Genomic DNA, 19,671 nt, shown 5'->3' with positions numbered 1-19,671 from the left:
CGTTCGCGCGCCTGTCCGTCGTGATACGACCTTCCGAACCCGCTCCGGGTCCAACCCGCCAGACGCTCGAAACCCGGCGTTAATGCCCCATTAACGCCCGCTGAAACAGTCGGCGGTGCCGCCGACCCCGTCCCGCGGCTCAGAAGCGTTCGGTCGAACGAGCGTCAGATCGCACCGCGAAAAAAGGTGGTACCGGCCGTTACACGAGGTCCTTCGTGTCGAGCATCTCCCACACGGACCGCCCCTCGTCCGTGATTCCGTAGACGCGGCCCTTCTTGCGGTCCTCGGACACCAAGAGCGTCACGTGCGACTGCTCGCGAAGCTGTTGCAGCGCGCGCGAGACGTGCGTGATAGAACTCCCCGAGTCGGCCGCGATGAGCGACGGCGTCGCCGGCCCCTCAATGAGCCGTTTGAGGACGAGAATTCTGTACCGCGAGCTGATGATGTAGCCGACGTCGTCCCACCTGCTCTTGCTGACGCTCATCGGGTCTCCCCCCTGACGACGGTATCGAGCGCGTTCGCTCCTTCGTTTTTCTCCGACCCGCACGGTCCCACGGTGCGGCCCGAAAACAGGCGAGTCGCCCCCCGGCGACGCCTAACTGCTCCCCCAGTTCGATTCTCCGCGATTTCTGGCATCGCCCTACGTTTAGCGTATCATTAAATAAGATTTTCGGGCACATTCTCTATTTATTGAATGTTCTGTAGTTGCGAAGTTAAATTCTTTAGATAGTGAATTATCAGATGAAGTTTGTGTCTCGCCGCTCGACTCGACGAGTACGGTCGAACCCGGTCGATCGGCGACCCGAAAACAGTGATGGAACGGCGAATCGACGTCGGTCAGTCGTCGGAAGCGGGCGCTTCGGCGGCCGCATCGGGGAGTTCGGTCGACGTGACGGGGTCGAACTCGTCGTAGTGGACGATTTCGTCCACCGAGCGGCGGTACTTGCGCTCTCGGTCCACGTCGGCCGCCCCGTCGGCAGAGTAGCCCATGGTGACGAGCATCACGGGTTCGTACTGGTCGCCGTCGATATCGAACGCCTCGACGACAGCGTCGGCGTCGAATCCGCCGAGCGGGCAGGTAGCGACCCCTTCGTCCCACGCGGCGTTCATCAGTTCCGTGGCGGCGATGGTGGTCGAGCGGACCGTCCAGACCCGCCGCTCCTCTTCGGGCAGTTCGGACATCGCAGCGACGTTCTCCATGACGGCGTCGCGTGCGTCGTTGTTCGGGAGGTAGCCCTTCGCCACCCAGTCGTCGAAGACGGCCTCGGCGTGCGCCGCCGGGTCTTTGTTCCCGAGGACGACGACGGCGACGGGGGCGTCGGTGACGTGTTCCTGCCCGTTGGCCGCCTCCCGGAGCGCTTCTCGGTTCTCGTCCTCGGTGAGGACGAGGAACTCCCACGGCTGGAGGTTGTAGCTCGACGGAGCGTGACGGACGCGTTCGAATATCGATTCGACGACTTCGGTAGACAGGTCCTCGTCGGCGTACTGGTGAACGGACCGTCGGGACGTGACGACTTCGGAGTACTCCACACCGAGTACTCTCTTCGCGAGACGAAAAGGGCGGGCGACACCGGCGGTGCCCTCCGGCACCGACCCCGTGCTCGCACCTCTCGTGGGCGGCGCGTAACCCGGTTACGCCGACGACACTCCGTCCGCTCGTTCGGCGTCGTCCATCGACGTCCGCGCGACGGTCACGGGAACGGGCGAGCGCCGCGCGACGGCCTCCGCGACGCTGCCGAGGAGGATGCGCGAGATGCCCTCGCGGCTGTGACTGCCGAGAACGACGTGGTCCACCGCCCCCTCCCGCGCCACGTCGAGGATGGTCGCCGCGGGACGACCGACCTCGATTCTCGTCTCGACGGTCGCATCGGCGGGAAGCACCGTCCGCGCCTCCTCGAGCAGCGACTCGGCCCGTTCCCGAGCGTCGTCGTACCACTCTTCGGACCCCGAAGGAACCGCGCTCGCGCGCGAACCGTTCACGGGGTCGATGACGTGCAACAGAGTGACGCGGGCGTCCCCCCACTCCGAGGCGGCGAACCGGAGCGCTTCGACGGACTGCGGCGACCCGTCGACCGGGATGAGTAGGTGTCGAATCATACTTCTAGTATGTTACCAATCGACAAAAAGCTCCGCTCCCGCGCCGCTCACTCGCCGTGTCTCGTCACGCACGTCGAGAGACCGACGAGTTCGACGGGTTCGGAGTTGTCCGGCGAGTAAACCACCATCTGTCCTTTCTCCATGTACGGCACCTTGTCCTCGAGATTCGGCGGGATGTTGACGCTCTTGATGGCGTCCTCGTCGCCGAGGTTCAAGACCAGTTTCGTGTTCACCTGCTTGAACACCGGTTCGGCCACGTCCTGCGGGTCCTGCGTGATGAGAAAGAGGCCGAGTCGCTCCTTTCGACCCTGCTTGGCCGCCTCGGTGAATTTCGAGACGACCTTTCTCGCTTGGACGTTGTCGGCGTCCGCGAGGAAGTTGTGCGCCTCGTCCATCCCGAGAACGAGGGGCGTCTCTTTGATTCTCTCAGACCGGGGGGCGTTCGACAGTTTGTCGTCGATGAGCATGCTCGACACCGCGAGGACGAACATCTCCTTCGCGCGACTCGTCGAGAGGTGGTAGGTCGGAATCACCGTCAGACCGCCCGGTCGGACGAGTTGGTGGTCCAACTCGGTGATGGGGCGGGCCGACTGGTCGAACACGCCGTTCGGGACGCCGCGGACGCGGCGTTTCACGGCGTCGTACGTCGCCTCGTGGACGCGTCCCGCCTCGTGCAGTTCCTCTTTCAGCGCCGGGTCGTCGAGGAACGTCAGGAACTCCTCGTACGTCCCCTCGTTTCCGTACTCCCGGAAGAACCGCCGCAGCAGCTCTTTCAGCGCCGGGAACTGGTTTTCGTTGAGGCTGCTGCCGGCGACCAGCCACGGTCGGTCGCGCGCCATCGAGAACGGGATGGTGAACTCGACCTGTTCGGCGCGGTGGTTGTCGCCGCCGTACGGCACGCCGTCCTCCTTCGGCACGAGACAGACCGTGTCGTCGTGACCGCCGTGCGCGACGCCCTCGCGTTCGTACCGCCGGGCGACCGAGTCAGTCATCTCGGGGTTGTCGTCGTGCATCTGAGCGTACTCGTCCTGCGGGTCGAACTGCACAACAGCCATCTGAGCGTCGCGCCCGTCGTCCATCTCGTAGGTCCGGTCCGAATCGAGCAGTTGCCGGAGAAGGTTCTTCGAGGCGTGCGTCTTCCCCGACCCGGTGCCGCCGGCGACGAGGGTGTGTCGGAAGACGAGAGGGTCGCCGTCGGCGTAGTCGTCCTTGAGGCGGTAGTCGATGGTCGGCGGTTCCGCCGCCGTTCGCACCTTCTCGCCGCCGACCGAGAGGTGACCCAAGAAGACTCCCTCGGCCGGAATCTTCAGTCCCGTCTTGATCTGTTCGGGGTCCGTCGCCTCGGCGACGACGGCGCCCGGTTTCGGGACTCGGTCGACCATCCGGCGCTTGAGTTCGTCCCCTTGTTCGAAGAGGACCGCCACGGGGTCCAGCGACGCCACGAACTTGTAGTCGCGCTCTTCGAACTCCTGTCGGCGCATCGCGCGCCGGGCGTGAATCTCCGTGGCGTCGTCGGTTCGGAACTCCTGGGCGTACTCCAGGGCGGTGATGCGGCAGAACAGCAGTTCGTCGTCGGGGTAGGGGACGAGGAGGTACTTGCCGAGGCGCACGTCGTCGCGGTTGCCCGTCGTGACGAACGCGCGGAGGGCGGTGTCGTCGCCGTCCTCGGCGACGCGGAGCCCCTGCGAAACCGAGACGGCGCCGATGCCGCGGTCCTCGCCCGCGGGCGCCACGTCGAACCGCTCGAAGGCGACCCCCCCGTCCGCCGCGTCGGACCCGGCGTCCGCGGACGCGGCCGCCGCGCCCTCGGATTCCCCGTTCTCCCCCCGTTCGGCGTCGGACGCGTCAGCCGTCTGTGACGACGAGTCACGGTCGGACCCGGACTCGAAGTCGGTGAAGTCGCCGAGGTCGGACATGTTCTCCGACACGGTAGGCTGTGGTTAAAAAGACCCGTGGCTCCGAACCTCCCGCGCGTCTTTTCACGCCCGGGGTCGTATCGCAAGGATATGCTTCTGGTTCGCGGTCACGGCGGCGGCACGACCCTCACGGGCACGATATTCGAGCGCGGCGAGGACGCGCCGTCGTACAAGGGGGCGCCCGACGAGGACGCGCCGTACGTCTGGGTCTGCGACGAGTTCTACGAGGTCGAGAGCGGCGGGTCGGAGACGACGATAGACGGTCGGACCATCAACGTCGCGTTCGACTCGCCGATGCCCCGGGGGTTCGACACGCGCGACCAAGCCCTCGCGGCGGCCAAAGAGCACGTCAGGACGCAGTTCGCACGCGTCGGCGTCGCCGCCGACGACGTGCGCATCGAAGTCGTCAAGAGCGAACCCGGCGCGGCCTGACCACGGGGACCCGTTCGGTCCGCTCCCGTCGCCCCGTCACTCCCCGGGCGCCCACCGCAGGTCGTCGTACTGCCGCACCGCGTCGGAGTCGAGGTTCTCCTCCAGTTTCCGTCTGAGCGCCACCTTCTCGCGCGCGCTGATCCGCGCCAGTTCGTCCGCCTTGGCGACGGCGTCCGGCGGCCCGCGGTTCGCGGCGACGCCCGCCAGCATCTGCGTCGTGAGGCGGCGGCGCACGTCCTCGTCGCGCGCGAACGCGACGGGCGCTTCGACGCGGTAGAGCACGTCCGTCCGCGGGTCGTAGATGACGAAGAACGCCACCTCGTACAGGTCGGCGTCGAGGTTCCGCTCCAGTCCGAACGCGTCCCCGCCGGCGGCGAACGTGCGGTCGCATCCGCCCCGCGAGACGAACCAGTTGGTGAACGTCAGTTCGCCCGTCTCCCGCCCCTCGGTGCCCCGGTTGCCGACGGCGCGGCGTTCGAGCAGTCGGGTGAAGAAGGCGGTGTCGTCGGTCCACGGTGCCTCCATCCCCCTCTCTCGCACGGCGTTCACGAGATGTTTCGACGCGGGGTTCTTCACGAACCCGCAGAGCGGCACGTCCCGTTTGACGAACCGCTCGACCAGGCGGAGGTAGTTCTCGACCACCTGCTTGGGTTTGGCCTCCCGGGAGAGGTCGCTGAGTTCGCCGTCCCGTCCCCGCCAGTTCAGCAGTTCCTTCGGGTAGAGCGGTCCGTCGAGGACGAGGAGGTCCTCGACCTCGTCGGCGTGTTCGAGGGCGTGCGTGCTCTCAGCGAGGTACAGCGAGAGGGCGTGGACGACGCCCTCCGCAAACCGGCTCACCCGCGGGGCCTGAATGATTCGCCAGCGACAGTACCCCTCGTCGCGCTTTCGCCACGGTTGGTCGAACGCGGACGTCGCGTCGTTCGTGTGCGTCGTCGCCACGATGCTCCGGTGTCGGTGCAGGTCGAGGTTGGAGGGGACAGCGGCCATCGCGGCCTGCGCCACGTCGAGGACGATGCCGTTCTTGAACGTCGTCGGGTTGATCGTCCCCGAGTCGAGGCCGTGGACCGTCTCGAACGGCGACTCGGTGAGGGCGACGTCGTCGACGTCGGCGGCGCGGAGGCGCTTCCGCCCGAGCGGTTCGAGCACCGCGCCGCCGTCGGGGCCGTAGAGGGGGTCCAGATACTCCTCCCAGACGGTGCGCGCGAGGTCGACGTGCTCGTCGTCGTCGACGTTCCGGGCGAGATAAGTCGCGAGGTCCGCGATTCCGTCCACGTGGACGGGGTCGAGCGTCATGAACCACTTCTCGGCGCGCGCGAAGAAAAACCCCCGCGTCGTCGCCGGGTCGCCGCCGGGTTCTCGCCCGTTCGCGTTCGCCTCTTCGGTGGCCGGCGTTACACGAACGCGAACGCGAACGGTCATGGTGCTCGACCCCGTACCGACGAGCGTGACTATCCGGGCGGTCGGGTTCGACCTCGACTACACTCTCGCGATACCGACGCGAGACCGAGAGATGATTCTACGCGACGCCGCGACCGCCGCGGGCGCGCCGCCGCTCTCCAGGGACGCGTACCTCGACGCACACAGCGAGCACCTGACGGGGGAGACGCGAGCACCCATCTTCGAGACGCTGCTGCGCGCGCGCGACTCGGACGCCGACCCCGACGCCGTCGCCGCGTCCTACCGCGAGCACATCGCCGACGCCCTCGTCCCCGTCGACGGCGCGGAGGCGTTCCTCGCGGACCTGCGCGAGCGCTACCCCGTCGGCCTGCTCACCAACGGGCCGCGGGTCGCCCAGCGCGACAAACTCGCCACCCTCGGCTGGGAGGACGCCTTCGACGCGGCGCTCGTGACCGGCGAACTCGCCGCCGGCAAACCGAACGCGGCAGCCTTCGAGGCGTTACTGGACGCGCTGGGCAGCGAGGCGGGCGAGACCGCGTACGTCGGCGACGACGTGAACGCCGACATCGGCGGGGCGAGGGGGGCCGGCCTCGTTCCGATTCAGGTCATCTTCGAAGGCGGCCCGGACCCCGACTCGCACGCGGCGGCGCACATCGAGCGCGACGAACTGACCGACCGACTGCCGGCGGTCCTCGACGGTCTCTGAGTACGTTCGCCAATAAAAAGACGAGACGCGTGCCTCGAACGCTACGCACGGAACGCTCTCGCGACGCCGCGGCGGGCCACGCCGACGAGGAACAGCCCGAACACCGCCACGGCCAGCCACCGGCCCGTCTGCGAACTGAGCGCCTCGGCGAACAGTCCGAGCAGGTCGAGACCGACGGCCTGTCCGAGGGCGAACAGGAACAGCACGAACCCGGCGATGCCGATTCCCCAGCGCAGCGCGGCGCCGGCGAAGACCGCTCCGAGTCCGGACCCGGACCGCTCGCCGGCCGGTCGCTCGTCCGCGACCCGCTGGGTCCGCTGGGCCTGATTTCCGGACCCCTCCTGCGGTTGCCCGCCGGACCGGTCCGGAGCCCGTTCGTCCTGCGCCTGCGGCTTCGTGTCGTTCGCGCGCTGTGCGCGCCGTGAGTCCGCATCTTCGTCTGTGTGGGGCATAGTGAATCCCCGACGGGAGGAGGCACGGACGGGGCTTTGTTACGAAGTCGGTAGAATCCGGTTAATCCGACAGTCTTCGGATATATTCAGCCGTCGGCGACGGCGCGAAGCGCGGGGAGGAGGCGCTTCACCTGCACGCCGTCTTCGACGAACACGAGCGTCCGCGGCGGTCGGACCGCCTTCGGGCGGACGCGGAGTCCCTCCGTTTCGGCCGCCTCGGCGACGGCCTCGGGAGCGGCGAGGAACTCGACGCGCGCGCGGTCCGGGTGGATGTACACCTCGGCGACGCGTTCGGCCTCGCGGTCGACGGCGTAGGCGAACGCGCCGTCCGCCGTCGGTTCCGCGTCTCGCTCCGAGTCCGCGACGGACAGCGACGCGAGCGACCGCTCGTGGCCCGTCACCTCGCTGGCGAGGAGTTGGGCGATTCGTTTCCCGTCGGTGAGTCGGTCCTCGACCATGCCGGCCGTTACCCGCCCCGCCGTTTAGACCGCGCGGTTCGGGACGGAATCCCGGCCTCGCGGGTTACAACTCCTCGCGGGCCGCCCGCGCGGCGTCGCCCACGTCGACGCCGCGGCGCTTCGCGTAGAGGGCGGCGGCCGCCTCCACGCTGACGCCGAGTCGTCGCTGGAGGTCGTTGACGCCCGCGACGGCCTCCCGTTTGTCGTGGCCGGCGGCGACGAGGGCGTCGAGCATCCGCTCGAACGCCGACTGCTCGCGCAGAATCGACTGGTCGGGTTCGTAGTCCTCCGGCACGGTGACGCCGGCGGGGTCGAACGCGGCGACGACCTGTCCGTCCTCGCGCGCGACCAGACCGCGACCCGCGGCGACGTCGATGAGGCGCTTCGCCTGGTCGGGCGAGAACCAATCGCGGTCCAAGGAGAGGGCGACGACGAACTCCCCCTCGCCCAGGCGGTCGGTTCCGCGCTGTTTGAACGGCACCGCCACCGCCACCTCGAGGCTCATACTCTCTTTTCGGAGCGCCGCGGCACAAGGAGTTCTCGGTTCCGTCTCGTGAGTCCTCGACCGACCTCCCGACGCCTCCCCGACGCCGGGGTGAGCGCCGCGCACGCACACCTCGCGGCCCGATTCGAGCGATTCAAGTAGCTACCGGGATTTTCCTCCCCTATGAAGGACCAAGGACGCTCCAAGCGGAAGCGCACCGGCGGGCGGCTCAAACCCTCCCACAAGAAGAAGCGACACCAACTCGGCCGTCAGCCCACCGAGACCACCGTCGGCGAACCCCGGTTCCGCGTCGTCGACTCCCGCGGCAGCAAGAAGAAGGTCCGCGCGCTCTCGACGAACGTCGCGCAGGTCGCCGACGGCGGCGAGGTCAGCGAGGCCGACATCGAGAACGTCGTCGACAACCCCTCGAACGTCAACTACATCCGCCGGAACATCATCACGAAGGGCGCCATCATCGACACCAGCGAAGGTCGCGCCCGCGTCACCTCCCGCCCCGGTCAGGACGGGCAGGTCAACGCCGTCCTCGTCGACGAGGAGTAAACTCGCATTCTCTTTCGTTTCTCGTTCCGTCGAGCGACGCCGCCGCTTCGGGTCGAATCGAATCGGTCGGGGTAGGTCGGCCGAGGTCGAACGGAGACGGAGCGGTCGAGACCCCGTTAGGGCGTCGGCGCCGCCTTTTGGAGCGCCGTCTCGGCGATGTTGCCGCCGTAGTCGGCGCTCCGGGAGACGGAGTCGACGATGAGACCGAGCAACTGCGCGCGCGCCGGGTCGAGGTCGCGAAGCAGTTCGTCTATCTTGCGCGCGCTCTCGTCTATCTCTTGGACCGCTTCGCGGGCCTCGTTGGCCAACCGGGAGGCCTCGTCGGGGTCGTCGGTGAACAGGGCGTCCATCCCGTCGTCGACGACCTTCCGCGCGTCGACGTACAGTTCTTGGAGGGCGGTAACCACCTTCTCCGGGACCGGTTCCTCGAAGTTCAGCGTCAGGTGGGCTATCTTCGTCGCGTGGTCGCCGATGCGTTCGAGTTGGCGGGCCGCGGACTGGTAGTCGAAGCACACCTCGCGCGGGAGGCCCAACTCTTCGGCGGCTTTCGGCGTCCGGAGCGTCGCGCGGAAGATGCGCGAGACGACCATCCAGAGGCGGTCGACGTCGTCGTCGCGTTGGATGACGTCCCGGGCCATGTCGTCGTCGAGTTCGGCGATGGCGGCGATGGCGTCTTCGAGCATCGACATCGAGATGAGCCGCATCCGCGTGACGGCGTTGTGGATGGACAGTTCCGAGGAGTCCAACAGGTCGCGGATGACGACCCGGTCGCGGGTCTCTTCGAGCACTTCGAGGCCGACGAGGCTCTGCGTCGCCTCGCGGATTGTCCGGCGCTGCTCGGTGGTGATGCGCCCGCTCTCCAAGGCGATGATGTCGAAGCCGCTGACGTACATCGTCATCACCGCGCGCATGAGTTCGTCGCCGTCGAGGTTGGCGATGTCGAGCGTTCCCTCCGTCCGCTCGTCCTCCGAGCGCGGCGTCAAGAACAGCGAGTCGCCCTCGGGGTAGAACTCCACTTCGGTCCCCGCTGAGACGCTGTTCTCGGTCGCCCAACCCTTGGGAATCGAAACAGTGTACGTCGACCCTCCCGTCACCTGCACCTTTCGCGTCTCGACCATATCCGAGGGTACGGGACCCACACCATAAATCTATTCGTATCTATATACTTCTCCGAACCGAGCCGAAATCTCCGTGGCTTCATCGTCACCACCACCCGCTCGTACTCGAACCGACGTCTCTCCCACCCTCTCGGTCGGCCATCGCTTCGGTCGACAACCGGTATCTAAACCGTTTGAGGGGGCGCATATTCGAACATAACGGTCCCGAGGAGTTGGGATCGTTACCCCCGTATAGTGTGACAACAACAGACGCGGAGCAGGAGATATACATCTCATAGCAGATTACATAGTCGTGTGCGGTCCCGAATCGAGTGATGACGCGGAACCCATCGAAGGCGTCGAACGGTGTGTCGAGGCGGAAATTCGTGGTTGCCTCCGGAGCGGCGGGGCTCGCCGGACTTGCGGGGTGCAGCGGCGGCACGGGCGGCGAACAGGCGTCGGCTACGTCCGGCGGCGAGGGAACCGAGCAGTCGATGCAGCAGTCGACCCAGTCGTCCAGTGGAAGCGCGGGCGACACGTCGACGCCGCTGACGGCCGACGGGTCGTCGACGGTCTATCCGGTGACGAACCTCGCCGGGTCCTACTGGAACTCGAACCCGCCCGCCGACGACAAGGAGTACTGGGGACCGGGACAGTACGACATCGACACCGACCAGAATCTAGCGGACTACTGGGCCGGACTGTACGGCTTCGAGGCGAGCGAGGATGGGTCGCCGCCGTTCCCGACCAGCATCGGTCTCAGCCACAGCGGGGTCGGTCTGGAGAAACTCAAACAGGGACAGATCGACATCGGCGACTCCAGTGCGCCGGTCAGCGCCGAGTTCCCGGAGGCCTCGGAGAGCGAACTCGAATCGTTCACGAACCACGTCGTCGCCGTCGACGCGCAACCCGTGGTCGTCAGCAAGGCGATATACGACGCGGGCGTGACGAAACTCACCATCGAGCAACTCCGAGGCATCTACCAGGGAGAGATCACGAACTGGTCCGAAATCGACGGCTACAGCGGAGAGGACAAGGAGATTCAGGCCGTCGGTCGCGCCGTGGGGTCCGGCACCGACACGTCGTTCCGCCTAAACGTCCTCGGCGACCCCGAGGCATCGATGAACGGCGTCAACGTCCGGAAAGGGCAGAACCAGCAGGTCAAGACGTTGGTGTCGAAGTCGAACAACGCTATCGCGTACCTCGCGCTGGCGTTCGTCGACGAGCAGTCCGTCCCGCCCGTCTCGCTCGCCATCGACGGCACTACCTACACGTACGGCGAGAATCTCGGCGCCAAGGACTACCCCCTCTCCCGGGACCTCCACGCGTACACCTGGGAGGGAACCTCGAAGAAGGAGGCGGCGTTCCTCCGGATGATTCTCTCCGACTTCGGGCAGCAAACGTTCGTCGAATCGAACAACTACGTGACGCTCACCGACGAACGGTTGTCGGAAGAACAAGGGAATCTCCCGGAAACTGAATAGTGAACGAGCTGGGGTATATACCCACTTCCCACTCGCTATAGTCTCGGGAATCACTCGAGACCGAGGGTACCCCGCGATACACCCCCGTCCCCCGACTCTCCGCTAGCCGGTGTCTCGAGCCCTCTACTCCGCCGCCGTTTTCGCGAACCGCTCGTACGTACGGATATATAGAAATCATAGTAGAGTATTTACTCCCGAATCGGAAACCTACGGTCGATGTCTGAGTATCCTGTCCATCGACGCTCGCTGTTGGCCGGTGGCGCCGGACTCGTGGCTTCCGTGGTGACGGCGGGGTGCGTGAGCACGAGTGCGACGCCTCCCGGAGGCGGTGAGGGGTCAGACGGGAGCGGCGACGGTGGCTCGTCCGGGTCGACGGAACTGCTGAAGGCGGGCGGCTCCTCGACCGTGTACCCGATCGCCAACAAGGCCGGGTCGTACTGGAACTCGAACCCCCCCGCGGACGACGAAGAGTACTGGGGGCCGCAAGAGTACAACATCGATACCGACCAGAATCTCGCGGACTACTGGGCCGGTCTGTACGGCTTCGACTCCGGGTCGGGGTCGTCGGTGCCGTTCACCGTCAGCGTCGGGCTGAGTCACTCGGGAACCGGCCTGGAGAAGCTCAAAAACGGTCAGCTGGACATTGGGAACGCCAGTGCGCCGGTCGACGCCGAACTTCCCGAGGCTTCCGAGGAGGAACTGAACAAGTTCATCAACCACGTCGTCGGCGTCGACGCCCAGCCCATCGTCGTCAGCCAGGAAATCTACGAGGCGGGCGTGACGCAACTCACCGCCGAGCAGGTCCGCGGTATCTACAAAGGCGAGATAACGAACTGGTCCCAGATAGACCGCTACGAGGGCCCACCCCGGGAGATACAGGCCATCGGCCGGTCGGTCGGGTCGGGGACCGACACCGCCTTCCGGGCGAACTTCCTCGGCGACCCGGAGGCGGAGATTCCCGGTGTCGACGTGCGTAAGGGGCAGAATCAGCAAGTGAAGACGACGGTTTCGAAGTCGAACAACGCCGTCGCGTACATGGCGCTGGCGTTCGTCGACGACTCGGTGCCGGCCGTCGCACTCAACGTCGACGGCACGGTGTACGAGCGGGGAAAGAATCTCTCGGACCCGAGCTACCCGCTCGCGCGTGACCTTCACTGCTACACCTACGAGGACACCTCGGAGATGGAGGCGGCGTTCCTCCGGATGATCATCTCCGACTTCGGACAGCAGACGTTCGTCGAACCGGTCGGCTACGCGAAACTCACCGAGGAGCGGCGCCAGAACCAACTGGAGAAGCTCCCGGAGACGGCCTGATGTCGACCGGCAATCGATTCGAAGCGTTCGACGAGATAGACCGCGGGACGCGACTCATCGGCGCGACCAGCGGACTGGCGCTGGTGGCCGTTCTCGTCGCCTTCCTCGTGGCGGCCCAGTACGCCATCTATCCGCTCGTCGCCTTCGTCGCCGTCGTCGCGTACGGTTGGTACGCCTACCAGGAGAACACGGCCGCGGTGCTGATGTTCTTTACCACGGTGTCGACCATCGTCATCCTCGGCCTGATAACCGTCTATCTCTTCGTCAGGTCGGTCCCGGCGTTCGAGACGATGGGTCTCGATATCCTCCTGAAGACGAACCAACCGCTCTGGGAGCGGGCCTCGAACACCTACTCGCTGGCGCCGATGATCTGGGGGACGATTCTGACGACGGTCATCGCCATGGCTATCGCCGCCCCCCTCGGCGTCGCGGGCGCGCTGTTTATCAGCGAGATAGCGCCCGGCTGGGCGCGCGAGATAATCAAGCCGGCCGTCGAGATGCTGGCCGGTATCCCTTCTATCGTCTACGGCTTTCTCGGCTGGGTCGTCGTGACCGAGTACTTCTACAACGAACTCCAGCTCTCTAACTTCAGTAGCCTCATGGTCGCCGGCATCATGATCGGCGTCATGGCGCTGCCGACGGTCGTCTCCGTCGCCGAGGACGCGATAACGAGCGTCCCCGGCGCGATGAAAGACGGGTCGCTCGCCCTCGGCGCGAGCGACTGGCAGACGATAAAGAGCGTCACCTTCCCCGCCGCCTTCTCCGGCATCTCCGCGGCGGTCATCCTCGGTGTCGGCCGCGCCGTCGGCGAAACGATGGCCGCGACGGTCATCCTCGGCCACCAGCAGGCGTTCCCCGACCCCCTGTACGACGTGTGGGAAGGGACGGAGACGCTGACTAGCCTCATCGCCAGCCAGTACGGCATCGCGACCGGCACGCAACTCAGCGCGCTGTTCGCCGCGGGGGTCGTGCTGTTCATCACCGTGCTGGCGCTCAGTATCGGGTCGCAGTTCGTCGAGGCGCGGATGCGCCGCCGCCTCGGAGGTGAACAATAAATGAGCCTCGACACCCAAACCGCGAACACGCTCGTCGACGAGGACTCCTCGGCGCTGGCGTACGTCGCCGGCGCCGCCACGGTGGTCTCTTTGCTCCTCGCCGTCGCCGGCGTCCTGACCGTCTTCGGCGTCGTCGGACTGACGAGCACCGTCGTCGGTCTCTCCGTCTTCGAACTGTTCGGCGTCGGGTTCGCCGCCGTCGGCGTCACGCTCCTCGGCGTCGGGGTCGCTTCGCGGGCCGGCGTCGTCCAGACGAAACCTGACGTGACCGCGGGGGCGCTCCCGATGGTCGTCTTCGGACTCGTCGGCCTCGTCGTCTCCGGGCTCGTCGCCTCGCAGACGCTCGGCTTTTCGACACTGTGGCCGCTGTTCGCCCTTCTCGGAGGCGTCGGCGTGGCGGCCGCGACGGTCTTCCCCCCCGAGGACATCGGCGTGACGCTCCCCGCGGGCGGCCTCGCGCTGCTCACCGGGGGGACGTTCCTCGCCGGCCTCATCACTCCCTCGTGGACGTGGGAACCGATAGCCGGGTCGGCGACGTACACCGGAACGTTCGCCATCCCGGTTCTCGCGCTGTTCGTCGGCGTCCTCGTCGCGTGGGTCGGCGCCGAAGCCTACGGCGGCTTCGGCACCCGCGGGCGACAGATGGGGGCGTACCTCCTCATCGGCGCCAACGCCGTCGGCATGCTCTCGCTGCTGGTCGTCCTCGTCGCGTACGTCGTCAGCAGGGGGTTCGCCCCGATGACCCGCGGCATCCAGTTCGGCCTCTTCTGGGAGCCGCTGACGTGGTTCTACTTCCCGCCTATCGAGGAGTACGTCGTCATCAACGGTCCGCTCGTGTGGTTCTACTGGCCGTTCGTCATGGAGGGCGTCGCGCTGATGAACGACGTGAACGGCATCTTCCCGGCAATCGTCGGCACCGTCTGGGTCGTCGCCGGCGCCGTCGCCTTCGCCATCCCGCTGGGCGTCGGCGCCGCCATCTTCCTGACCGAGTACGCCGAACGCGGCCGGTTCACACAACTCGTCGAAATATCGACGAACGGGCTGTGGAGCACGCCCAGCATCGTCTACGGGCTGTTCGGGCTGGCCTTCCTCGTCCCGCGGCTCGGTAACACGACCTCGCTGCTCTCGGGGATGCTGGTGCTCGGCATCATGATGCTCCCCTTGGTGGTCATCACGAGTCGGGAGGCGCTCAAGAGCGTCCCCGACGACTACCGCGACGCCAGCGCCGCGCTCGGCGTCGGCAAGTGGGAGACGATAAAGAGCGTCGTCCTGCCGGCGGCGATGCCGGGCGTCATCACGGGCGTCATCCTCGGCATCGGTCGCATCGCGGGCGAGACGGCGCCCATCCTCCTTGTGATGGTGAGCGACCCGTTCCCCTCCCGGGCGACGGACGTGCTCGCCCCGCAGTTCTCCTTCGTCTCGAACTTCCCCTTCGTCCACGCGCAGTTGATAGACACGAGCGCGCTGCTGCAGCCGACGAGCGCGCTGCCCTACCAGCTGTACGCGATAATCACCGCGGGCGTCGGACAGCGCGAATCGTTCGCGTGGGGGACGGCGCTCGTCCTCCTCCTCGTCGTCCTGTCCTTCTACGCGGTCGGCATCGGCTCGCGGATGTACTTCCGACGGAAACTAGACCAATGAGCAACACGACACAGGCGAACCCGAACGCCGAGGAAGCGAACGAGAACGAACAGACGACGGTCGTCGGCGAGACGAGCGAGGAGCTCAAATCGGAGTGGGTCGACTACCAGTTCGAAGGCGACCCGAAGTTCACCGTCGAGGACCTCAACGTTTGGTACGGCGACGACCACGCGCTCCACGACATCTCGATGGACATCCCCGAGAAGAGCGTCACGGCGCTCATCGGCCCGTCCGGTTGCGGGAAGTCGACGTTCCTCCGGTGTCTCAACCGGATGAACGACCGCATCAAGGCGGCCAACGTCGACGGATCGGTGAAGCTCGACGGCCGCGAAATCTACCAGGACGGCGTCGACCTCGTGGAACTGCGAAAGCGCGTCGGACAGGTGTTCCAGTCGCCGAACCCGTTCCCGAAGTCGATCCGCAAGAACATCTCGTACGGACCCCGGAAGCACGGCGACCTCAACACCGGACTGCTCGCGCGCCTCACCGGCCGCGACGACGGCGAGAAGGAGGAGGCGCTGGTCGAACGGTCGCTCAAGCAGGCGGCGCTGTGGGACGAGGTGAAAGACCGCCTCGACGACAACGCCATCGGCCTCTCGGGCGGGCAACAGCAGCGTCTCTGCATCGCCCGCGCGCTGGCGACCGACCCCGAGGTCATCCTGATGGACGAACCCGCCTCGGCGCTGGACCCCGTCGCCACCTCGAAGATAGAGGACCTCATCGTCGAACTCTCCGAGGACTACACCGTCGTCGTCGTCACGCACAACATGCAGCAGGCCGCTCGCATCTCCGACCAGACGGCCGTCTTCCTCACCGGCGGCTACCTCGTCGAGTACGACGACACCGACAAGATATTCGAGAACCCCGAGAGCCAGCGCGTGGAAGACTACATCACGGGTAAGTTCGGGTAGTTCTCCGTTCGCCTCCCGTGTTCCGTCGCCGATTCGGTTCCGTAGCCAAATCTATATAGTCTATTGTGACGACAATACTTATGACTCCCCCCGTCGTTGATTGTTTCATGCCCCGTCAAGAGTATCAGAACTCCCTGGAGTCGCTTCGCGACGACGTGCTCTACATGAGCGAACTCGTCGCGGAACGCCTCCGCATGGGTCTGGACGCACTCGAACAGAAGGACGAAGAACTCGCACAGCAGGTCATCGAGGGCGACAGCGAGATAAACCGGATGTACCTCGACCTCGAACAGGAGTGCATCAACCTCATCGCCCTCCAGCAACCGGTCGCCTCCGACCTTCGCTTCATCGCGGCGTCGTTCAAGATCACGACCGACCTCGAACGCATCGGCGACCTCGCGACGAACCTCGCGGGGTACGCCACCGAGGCCGACCGCGACGTGTTCCCCGAGGTCGACATCCAGCAGATCGGCGACGAGACGCTGGACATGTTGGAGACCGCGATGGAGGCGTACGCCGAGGAGGACGCCGAACTGTGCCGCTCGGTCGCGGACCGCGACGACGAGGTCGACGCGATGTGCGAGGCGGCCAGCGAGATGGTCGTCCGCGACCTCATCGAGGCCGACCCCTTCGGCGAGGCGGACCTCGACGCCGAAGCGTACATGACCGACATCTCCCGCCTCCTCCTGACGATTCGCGACCTCGAACGCGTCGGCGACCACGCGGTCAACATCGCCGCTCGGTCGCTGTACATGGCCGAGGACGACGACGAACTGCTGTACTAGTCGCCTCCGACGTTCCGCGGCCGGCTTCTCGCAGATTCGGACTCTCCGCCCTGCGACCGCTCGACGACCGGAGACGACTTAACGACCGCCGCTACTGAAGGGCGACGTTTTTCAGTGGCGATACGGAAACTATACCAATGGATTTCCCACAGATAGGTTCGGCTGTCTTCTTCGGTTCGATTACGATGGTCACGTGGGGAATCTGGGTCGTCCTCGGCAACGCCGCTTCGGAATCCATCGACCCGAGAACGGCCGCCGCAATCTCCTATCTCGTCGCGGGACTCCTCGCACTCGGGTTCGTCATCGTTTCGGACGCGTCGTTCGCCATCAACGCGAGAGGAGGGCTTCTCGCCGGTGTGGCCGGTCTGTTCACTGGTATCGGCCTCATTTCGATGTACGTCGGCCTCTCCGCGGGGTCGACGACGACGGTCTCCACGCTCGGTGCGATGTACTTCGTCGTCGCGGCCATCATCGGCATGATCGTCTTCGGAGAGAAAGTGACGGCGACGAGACTCGCCGGAATCGCGTTCGCGGTTCTCGGGGTCGTCTTGGTCGCCCGATAGCCGGGCGTACGTCGTCGGCGTAGCGCAGTAGCGAAGACGGAGAGCGACGGCGGGAGGGTGTTACTGGAACCCGATCCGTCCGCCGCGACTGTCGTCGAGTTGGTCGCGGGTGCCGCCTTTGAACTGGTCCTGCATCTGCTCGTAGTAGTCCATCAGGTCTTCCGTGATGGTCGGCCGGACGGACTCCATCGCCTTGCGGAAGTGCCGCATCTCTATCTCTTGGGCGTCGTCGTCCTCCCGGAGGGCCTCGATGGCCGCCTCGCGGCCGATGGATTCGAGGTCCGAGCCGACGTAGCCCTCCGTGATTTCGGCTATCTCGCGGAGGCTCACGTCGGGCGCGAGCGGACTCGAATCCGTGTGGATCTTCAGAATCTGCTCGCGGCCCTCCTCGCCGGGTTGGCCGATGAGCACGAGACGGTCGAACCGACCCGAGCGGATGAGCGCCGGGTCGATCATGTCCGGACGGTTCGTCGCCCCGATGACCATCACGTCGCCGTTCTCCTCTAATCCGTCCAACTCGGTCAGCAGTTGGTTGACGACCCGTTCGGAGACGTTGTTACCCATCTCGTTGCCGCGGGCGGGCGCGAGGCTGTCCAACTCGTCGAAGAAGATGATGGTCGGACTGACCTGCCGCGCCTTGCGGAACGTCTGGCGGATGGCCTTCTCCGACTCCCCGACCCACTTCGACAGCAGTTGCGGGCCGCGCACCGAGATGAAGTTCGCGTTCGTCTCGTTGGCGACGGCCTTCGCCATGAGCGTCTTCCCTGTCCCCGGTGGACCGTACAGGAGGACACCTTTCGGCGGTTCGATGCCCATGCGCTCGAACTTCCCCCGAGAGGTGAGGGGCCACTCGACGCTCTCTTTGACCTGCTGTTTCGGGCTCTCCAGACCGCCGACGTCGTCCCACGATATCTTGGGCAGTTCGACGAGCACCTCGCGCATCGCCGAGGGCTCCACTTCCGTCAGCGCGCCCTCGAAGTCGTCGCGCTTGACGATCATGCGGTCGATGAGGCTCGGCGGGATATCCTCCTCGTCCAAGTCGATTTCGGGGAGGTACCTTCTGAGAGCCTTCATCGCCGCCTCCTTCGTCAGCGACTCGATGTCGGCGCCGACGAAGCCGTGCGTCTCGTCGGCGAGGTGGTCCAGGGAGACGTCGTCCGAGAGCGGCATCCCGCGGGTGTGAATCTGCAGGATCTCCTTGCGGCCGCCTTCGTCGGGGACGCCGATCTCTATCTCGCGGTCGAACCGACCCGGACGGCGGAGGGCGGGGTCGACGGAGTCGACGCGGTTGGTCGCCGCGATGACGATGACCTGCCCTCTGGTCTCTAGACCGTCCATCATGGTCAGCAACTGCGCGACGACGCGGCGTTCGACCTCGCCGGTCACGTCCTCGCGCTTCGGGGCGATGGAGTCGAGTTCGTCGATGAAGATGATGGAGGGCGACTCCTCTTTGGCGTCCTCGAATATCTCCCTGAGTTGCTGTTCGGACTCGCCGTAGTACTTCGAGATGATCTCGGGGCCGGCGATGGAGAAGAAACTCGCCGACGTCTCGTTGGCGACGGCCTTGGCGAGCAGCGTCTTCCCGGTGCCCGGCGGGCCGTGCAACAGCACCCCCTGCGGCGGTTCAATGCCGAGTTTCTTGAATATCTGCGGGTGCTTCATTGGGAGTTCGACCATCTCCCGGACCCGCTGAATCTCGCCCTGTAAACCGCCGATGTCCTCGTAGGTGATTCCGCCGCCGGTTTTCTCGAACCCGGAGATGGGCTCCTCGCGGAGTTCCACCTCGGTGTCCTCGGTGACGAGGCACACGCCTTCGGGTTCGGTTTCGACGGCGATGAGCGGAATCGCCTGGCCCGGCGACCGCATGAACGGATGGTTCGTCGAGGACATCACGGGGACGATGTCGCGTTCGACGACGGGGCGTTTGAGAATTTGCCGTTTCACCATTCCGGCGGCGTCGGAGCCGAACTGCACGCTCGCCTCCTCGGGGGGCGCGAGGACGAGTTTCTCGGCCTTCGTCGCCTCCGCCTTCCGGATGGTCACCCGTTCGCCGATTCCCACGTCGGCGTTCTGCCGAGTGAAGCCGTCGATGCGGACCGTGTCGGTGTTCCAGTCCTGCCGGTCTGCGCGCCACACCTTCGCTGCCGTCGTCTCACCACCCTCAATCTCGATGATGTCGCCCGGTGAGAGTTTGAGATGAAGCAACGTGTCCGGGTCAAGACGGGCGATACCGCGTCCCGAGTCGTTCGGGTACGCTTTCGCCACTTCGAGTTGCACTTCGTTCATGATTTGATCGCGGGGATATGTCTGATTTCTC

The 19,671-nt window shown here is 65.9% G+C and carries 20 protein-coding genes; 10 read left to right on the top strand and 10 right to left on the bottom strand.

Features of this window, described 5'->3' with window-relative positions; genetic code table 11:
• Positions 1-199: 199 nt before the first annotated feature.
• The 4 genes from NDI76_RS12950 to NDI76_RS12935 form a co-directional block, all read right to left on the bottom strand.
• A complete protein-coding gene (locus NDI76_RS12950; RefSeq protein WP_310924498.1) occupies positions 200-484 on the bottom strand; it encodes a winged helix-turn-helix domain-containing protein in 285 nt (94 codons plus the stop codon).
• A gap of 353 nt (positions 485-837) precedes the next feature.
• On the bottom strand, positions 838-1,530 hold the full coding sequence (locus tag NDI76_RS12945; protein WP_310924497.1) for a nitroreductase family protein: 693 nt from the start codon (positions 1,528-1,530) through the stop codon (positions 838-840).
• Between the two features lie 102 nt (positions 1,531-1,632).
• Positions 1,633-2,097, bottom strand: coding sequence for a universal stress protein (locus tag NDI76_RS12940; protein WP_310924496.1), 465 nt, complete (start codon positions 2,095-2,097; stop codon positions 1,633-1,635).
• Positions 2,098-2,144: 47 nt separating this feature from the next.
• Positions 2,145-4,013: an ATP-binding protein gene (locus tag NDI76_RS12935; protein ID WP_310924495.1), complete on the bottom strand. Its 1,869-nt coding sequence runs from the start codon at positions 4,011-4,013 to the stop codon at positions 2,145-2,147.
• A gap of 90 nt (positions 4,014-4,103) precedes the next feature.
• On the opposite strand from NDI76_RS12935, the gene NDI76_RS12930 reads away from it, so the two are divergent.
• Positions 4,104-4,445, top strand: a complete 342-nt coding sequence (locus tag NDI76_RS12930) for a DUF7113 family protein (RefSeq protein WP_310924494.1) — start codon at positions 4,104-4,106, stop codon at positions 4,443-4,445.
• Positions 4,446-4,481: 36 nt separating this feature from the next.
• On the opposite strand, the gene NDI76_RS12925 is transcribed toward NDI76_RS12930, so the two are convergent.
• Complete coding sequence (locus NDI76_RS12925) at positions 4,482-5,738, bottom strand: DNA double-strand break repair nuclease NurA (protein ID WP_310924964.1); 1,257 nt, start codon at positions 5,736-5,738, stop codon at positions 4,482-4,484.
• Positions 5,739-5,889: 151 nt separating this feature from the next.
• Here NDI76_RS12925 and NDI76_RS12920 point away from each other — a divergent pair, with 151 nt between their 5' ends.
• Positions 5,890-6,549, top strand: a complete 660-nt coding sequence (locus NDI76_RS12920; RefSeq protein WP_310924493.1) for an HAD family hydrolase — start codon at positions 5,890-5,892, stop codon at positions 6,547-6,549.
• 41 nt (positions 6,550-6,590) lie between these two features.
• Here the strand turns inward: NDI76_RS12920 and NDI76_RS12915 are convergent, their stop codons facing one another.
• The 3 genes from NDI76_RS12915 to NDI76_RS12905 form a co-directional block, all read right to left on the bottom strand.
• Positions 6,591-7,001: a hypothetical protein gene (locus tag NDI76_RS12915; RefSeq protein WP_310924492.1), complete on the bottom strand. Its 411-nt coding sequence runs from the start codon at positions 6,999-7,001 to the stop codon at positions 6,591-6,593.
• A gap of 86 nt (positions 7,002-7,087) precedes the next feature.
• Positions 7,088-7,459 (bottom strand): DUF7993 family protein, encoded by a 372-nt coding sequence (locus NDI76_RS12910; protein WP_310924491.1) that lies wholly within the window; start codon positions 7,457-7,459, stop codon positions 7,088-7,090.
• 64 nt (positions 7,460-7,523) lie between these two features.
• Entirely contained in the window at positions 7,524-7,964 is a 441-nt protein-coding gene (locus NDI76_RS12905) for a DUF2240 family protein (RefSeq protein WP_310924490.1), read from the bottom strand.
• Between the two features lie 162 nt (positions 7,965-8,126).
• On the opposite strand from NDI76_RS12905, the gene NDI76_RS12900 reads away from it, so the two are divergent.
• Positions 8,127-8,504 carry a 30S ribosomal protein S8e gene (locus NDI76_RS12900; RefSeq protein WP_310924489.1) on the top strand — a complete coding sequence of 126 codons (378 nt, stop codon included), beginning with the start codon at positions 8,127-8,129 and terminating at the stop codon, positions 8,502-8,504.
• Between the two features lie 116 nt (positions 8,505-8,620).
• Here NDI76_RS12900 and NDI76_RS12895 read toward each other — a convergent pair whose 3' ends face one another.
• Positions 8,621-9,622, bottom strand: a complete 1,002-nt coding sequence (locus tag NDI76_RS12895) for a PhoU domain-containing protein (protein ID WP_310924488.1) — start codon at positions 9,620-9,622, stop codon at positions 8,621-8,623.
• A gap of 314 nt (positions 9,623-9,936) precedes the next feature.
• Between NDI76_RS12895 and NDI76_RS12890 the strand changes: the two genes are divergently transcribed.
• The 7 genes from NDI76_RS12890 to NDI76_RS12860 all read left to right on the top strand — a co-directional run bounded on the left by NDI76_RS12890 (position 9,937) and on the right by NDI76_RS12860 (position 17,354).
• Positions 9,937-11,085 carry a PstS family phosphate ABC transporter substrate-binding protein gene (locus NDI76_RS12890; RefSeq protein ID WP_310924487.1) on the top strand — a complete coding sequence of 383 codons (1,149 nt, stop codon included), beginning with the start codon at positions 9,937-9,939 and terminating at the stop codon, positions 11,083-11,085.
• 216 nt (positions 11,086-11,301) lie between these two features.
• Positions 11,302-12,399 carry a PstS family phosphate ABC transporter substrate-binding protein gene (locus NDI76_RS12885; protein ID WP_310924486.1) on the top strand — a complete coding sequence of 366 codons (1,098 nt, stop codon included), beginning with the start codon at positions 11,302-11,304 and terminating at the stop codon, positions 12,397-12,399.
• Entirely contained in the window at positions 12,399-13,454 is a 1,056-nt protein-coding gene (gene pstC, locus NDI76_RS12880) for a phosphate ABC transporter permease subunit PstC (RefSeq protein WP_310924485.1), read from the top strand. Before NDI76_RS12885 ends, pstC begins: the two co-directional genes overlap by 1 nt.
• The gene (pstA, locus tag NDI76_RS12875; protein WP_310924484.1) at positions 13,455-15,095 is read left to right on the top strand and encodes a phosphate ABC transporter permease PstA; all 1,641 of its coding nucleotides are present in this window, start codon (positions 13,455-13,457) and stop codon (positions 15,093-15,095) included. It begins immediately after the preceding gene.
• Complete coding sequence (pstB, locus tag NDI76_RS12870) at positions 15,092-16,006, top strand: phosphate ABC transporter ATP-binding protein PstB (protein WP_310924483.1); 915 nt, start codon at positions 15,092-15,094, stop codon at positions 16,004-16,006. Before pstA ends, pstB begins: the two co-directional genes overlap by 4 nt.
• Positions 16,007-16,113: 107 nt before the next feature.
• Complete coding sequence (gene phoU, locus NDI76_RS12865; protein ID WP_310924482.1) at positions 16,114-16,791, top strand: phosphate signaling complex protein PhoU; 678 nt, start codon at positions 16,114-16,116, stop codon at positions 16,789-16,791.
• Between the two features lie 137 nt (positions 16,792-16,928).
• The gene (locus NDI76_RS12860) at positions 16,929-17,354 is read left to right on the top strand and encodes an EamA family transporter (protein ID WP_310924481.1); all 426 of its coding nucleotides are present in this window, start codon (positions 16,929-16,931) and stop codon (positions 17,352-17,354) included.
• Positions 17,355-17,414: 60 nt separating this feature from the next.
• Here NDI76_RS12860 and NDI76_RS12855 read toward each other — a convergent pair whose 3' ends face one another.
• Positions 17,415-19,640: a CDC48 family AAA ATPase gene (locus NDI76_RS12855; protein WP_310924480.1), complete on the bottom strand. Its 2,226-nt coding sequence runs from the start codon at positions 19,638-19,640 to the stop codon at positions 17,415-17,417.
• Positions 19,641-19,671 lie beyond the last annotated feature (31 nt).

Origin of the sequence: Halogeometricum sp. S1BR25-6 (assembly GCF_031624495.1) — an archaeon.
Lineage (GTDB): Archaea > Halobacteriota > Halobacteria > Halobacteriales > Haloferacaceae > Halogeometricum > Halogeometricum salsisoli.
This window is presented reverse-complemented; position numbering and strand designations above follow the sequence as displayed.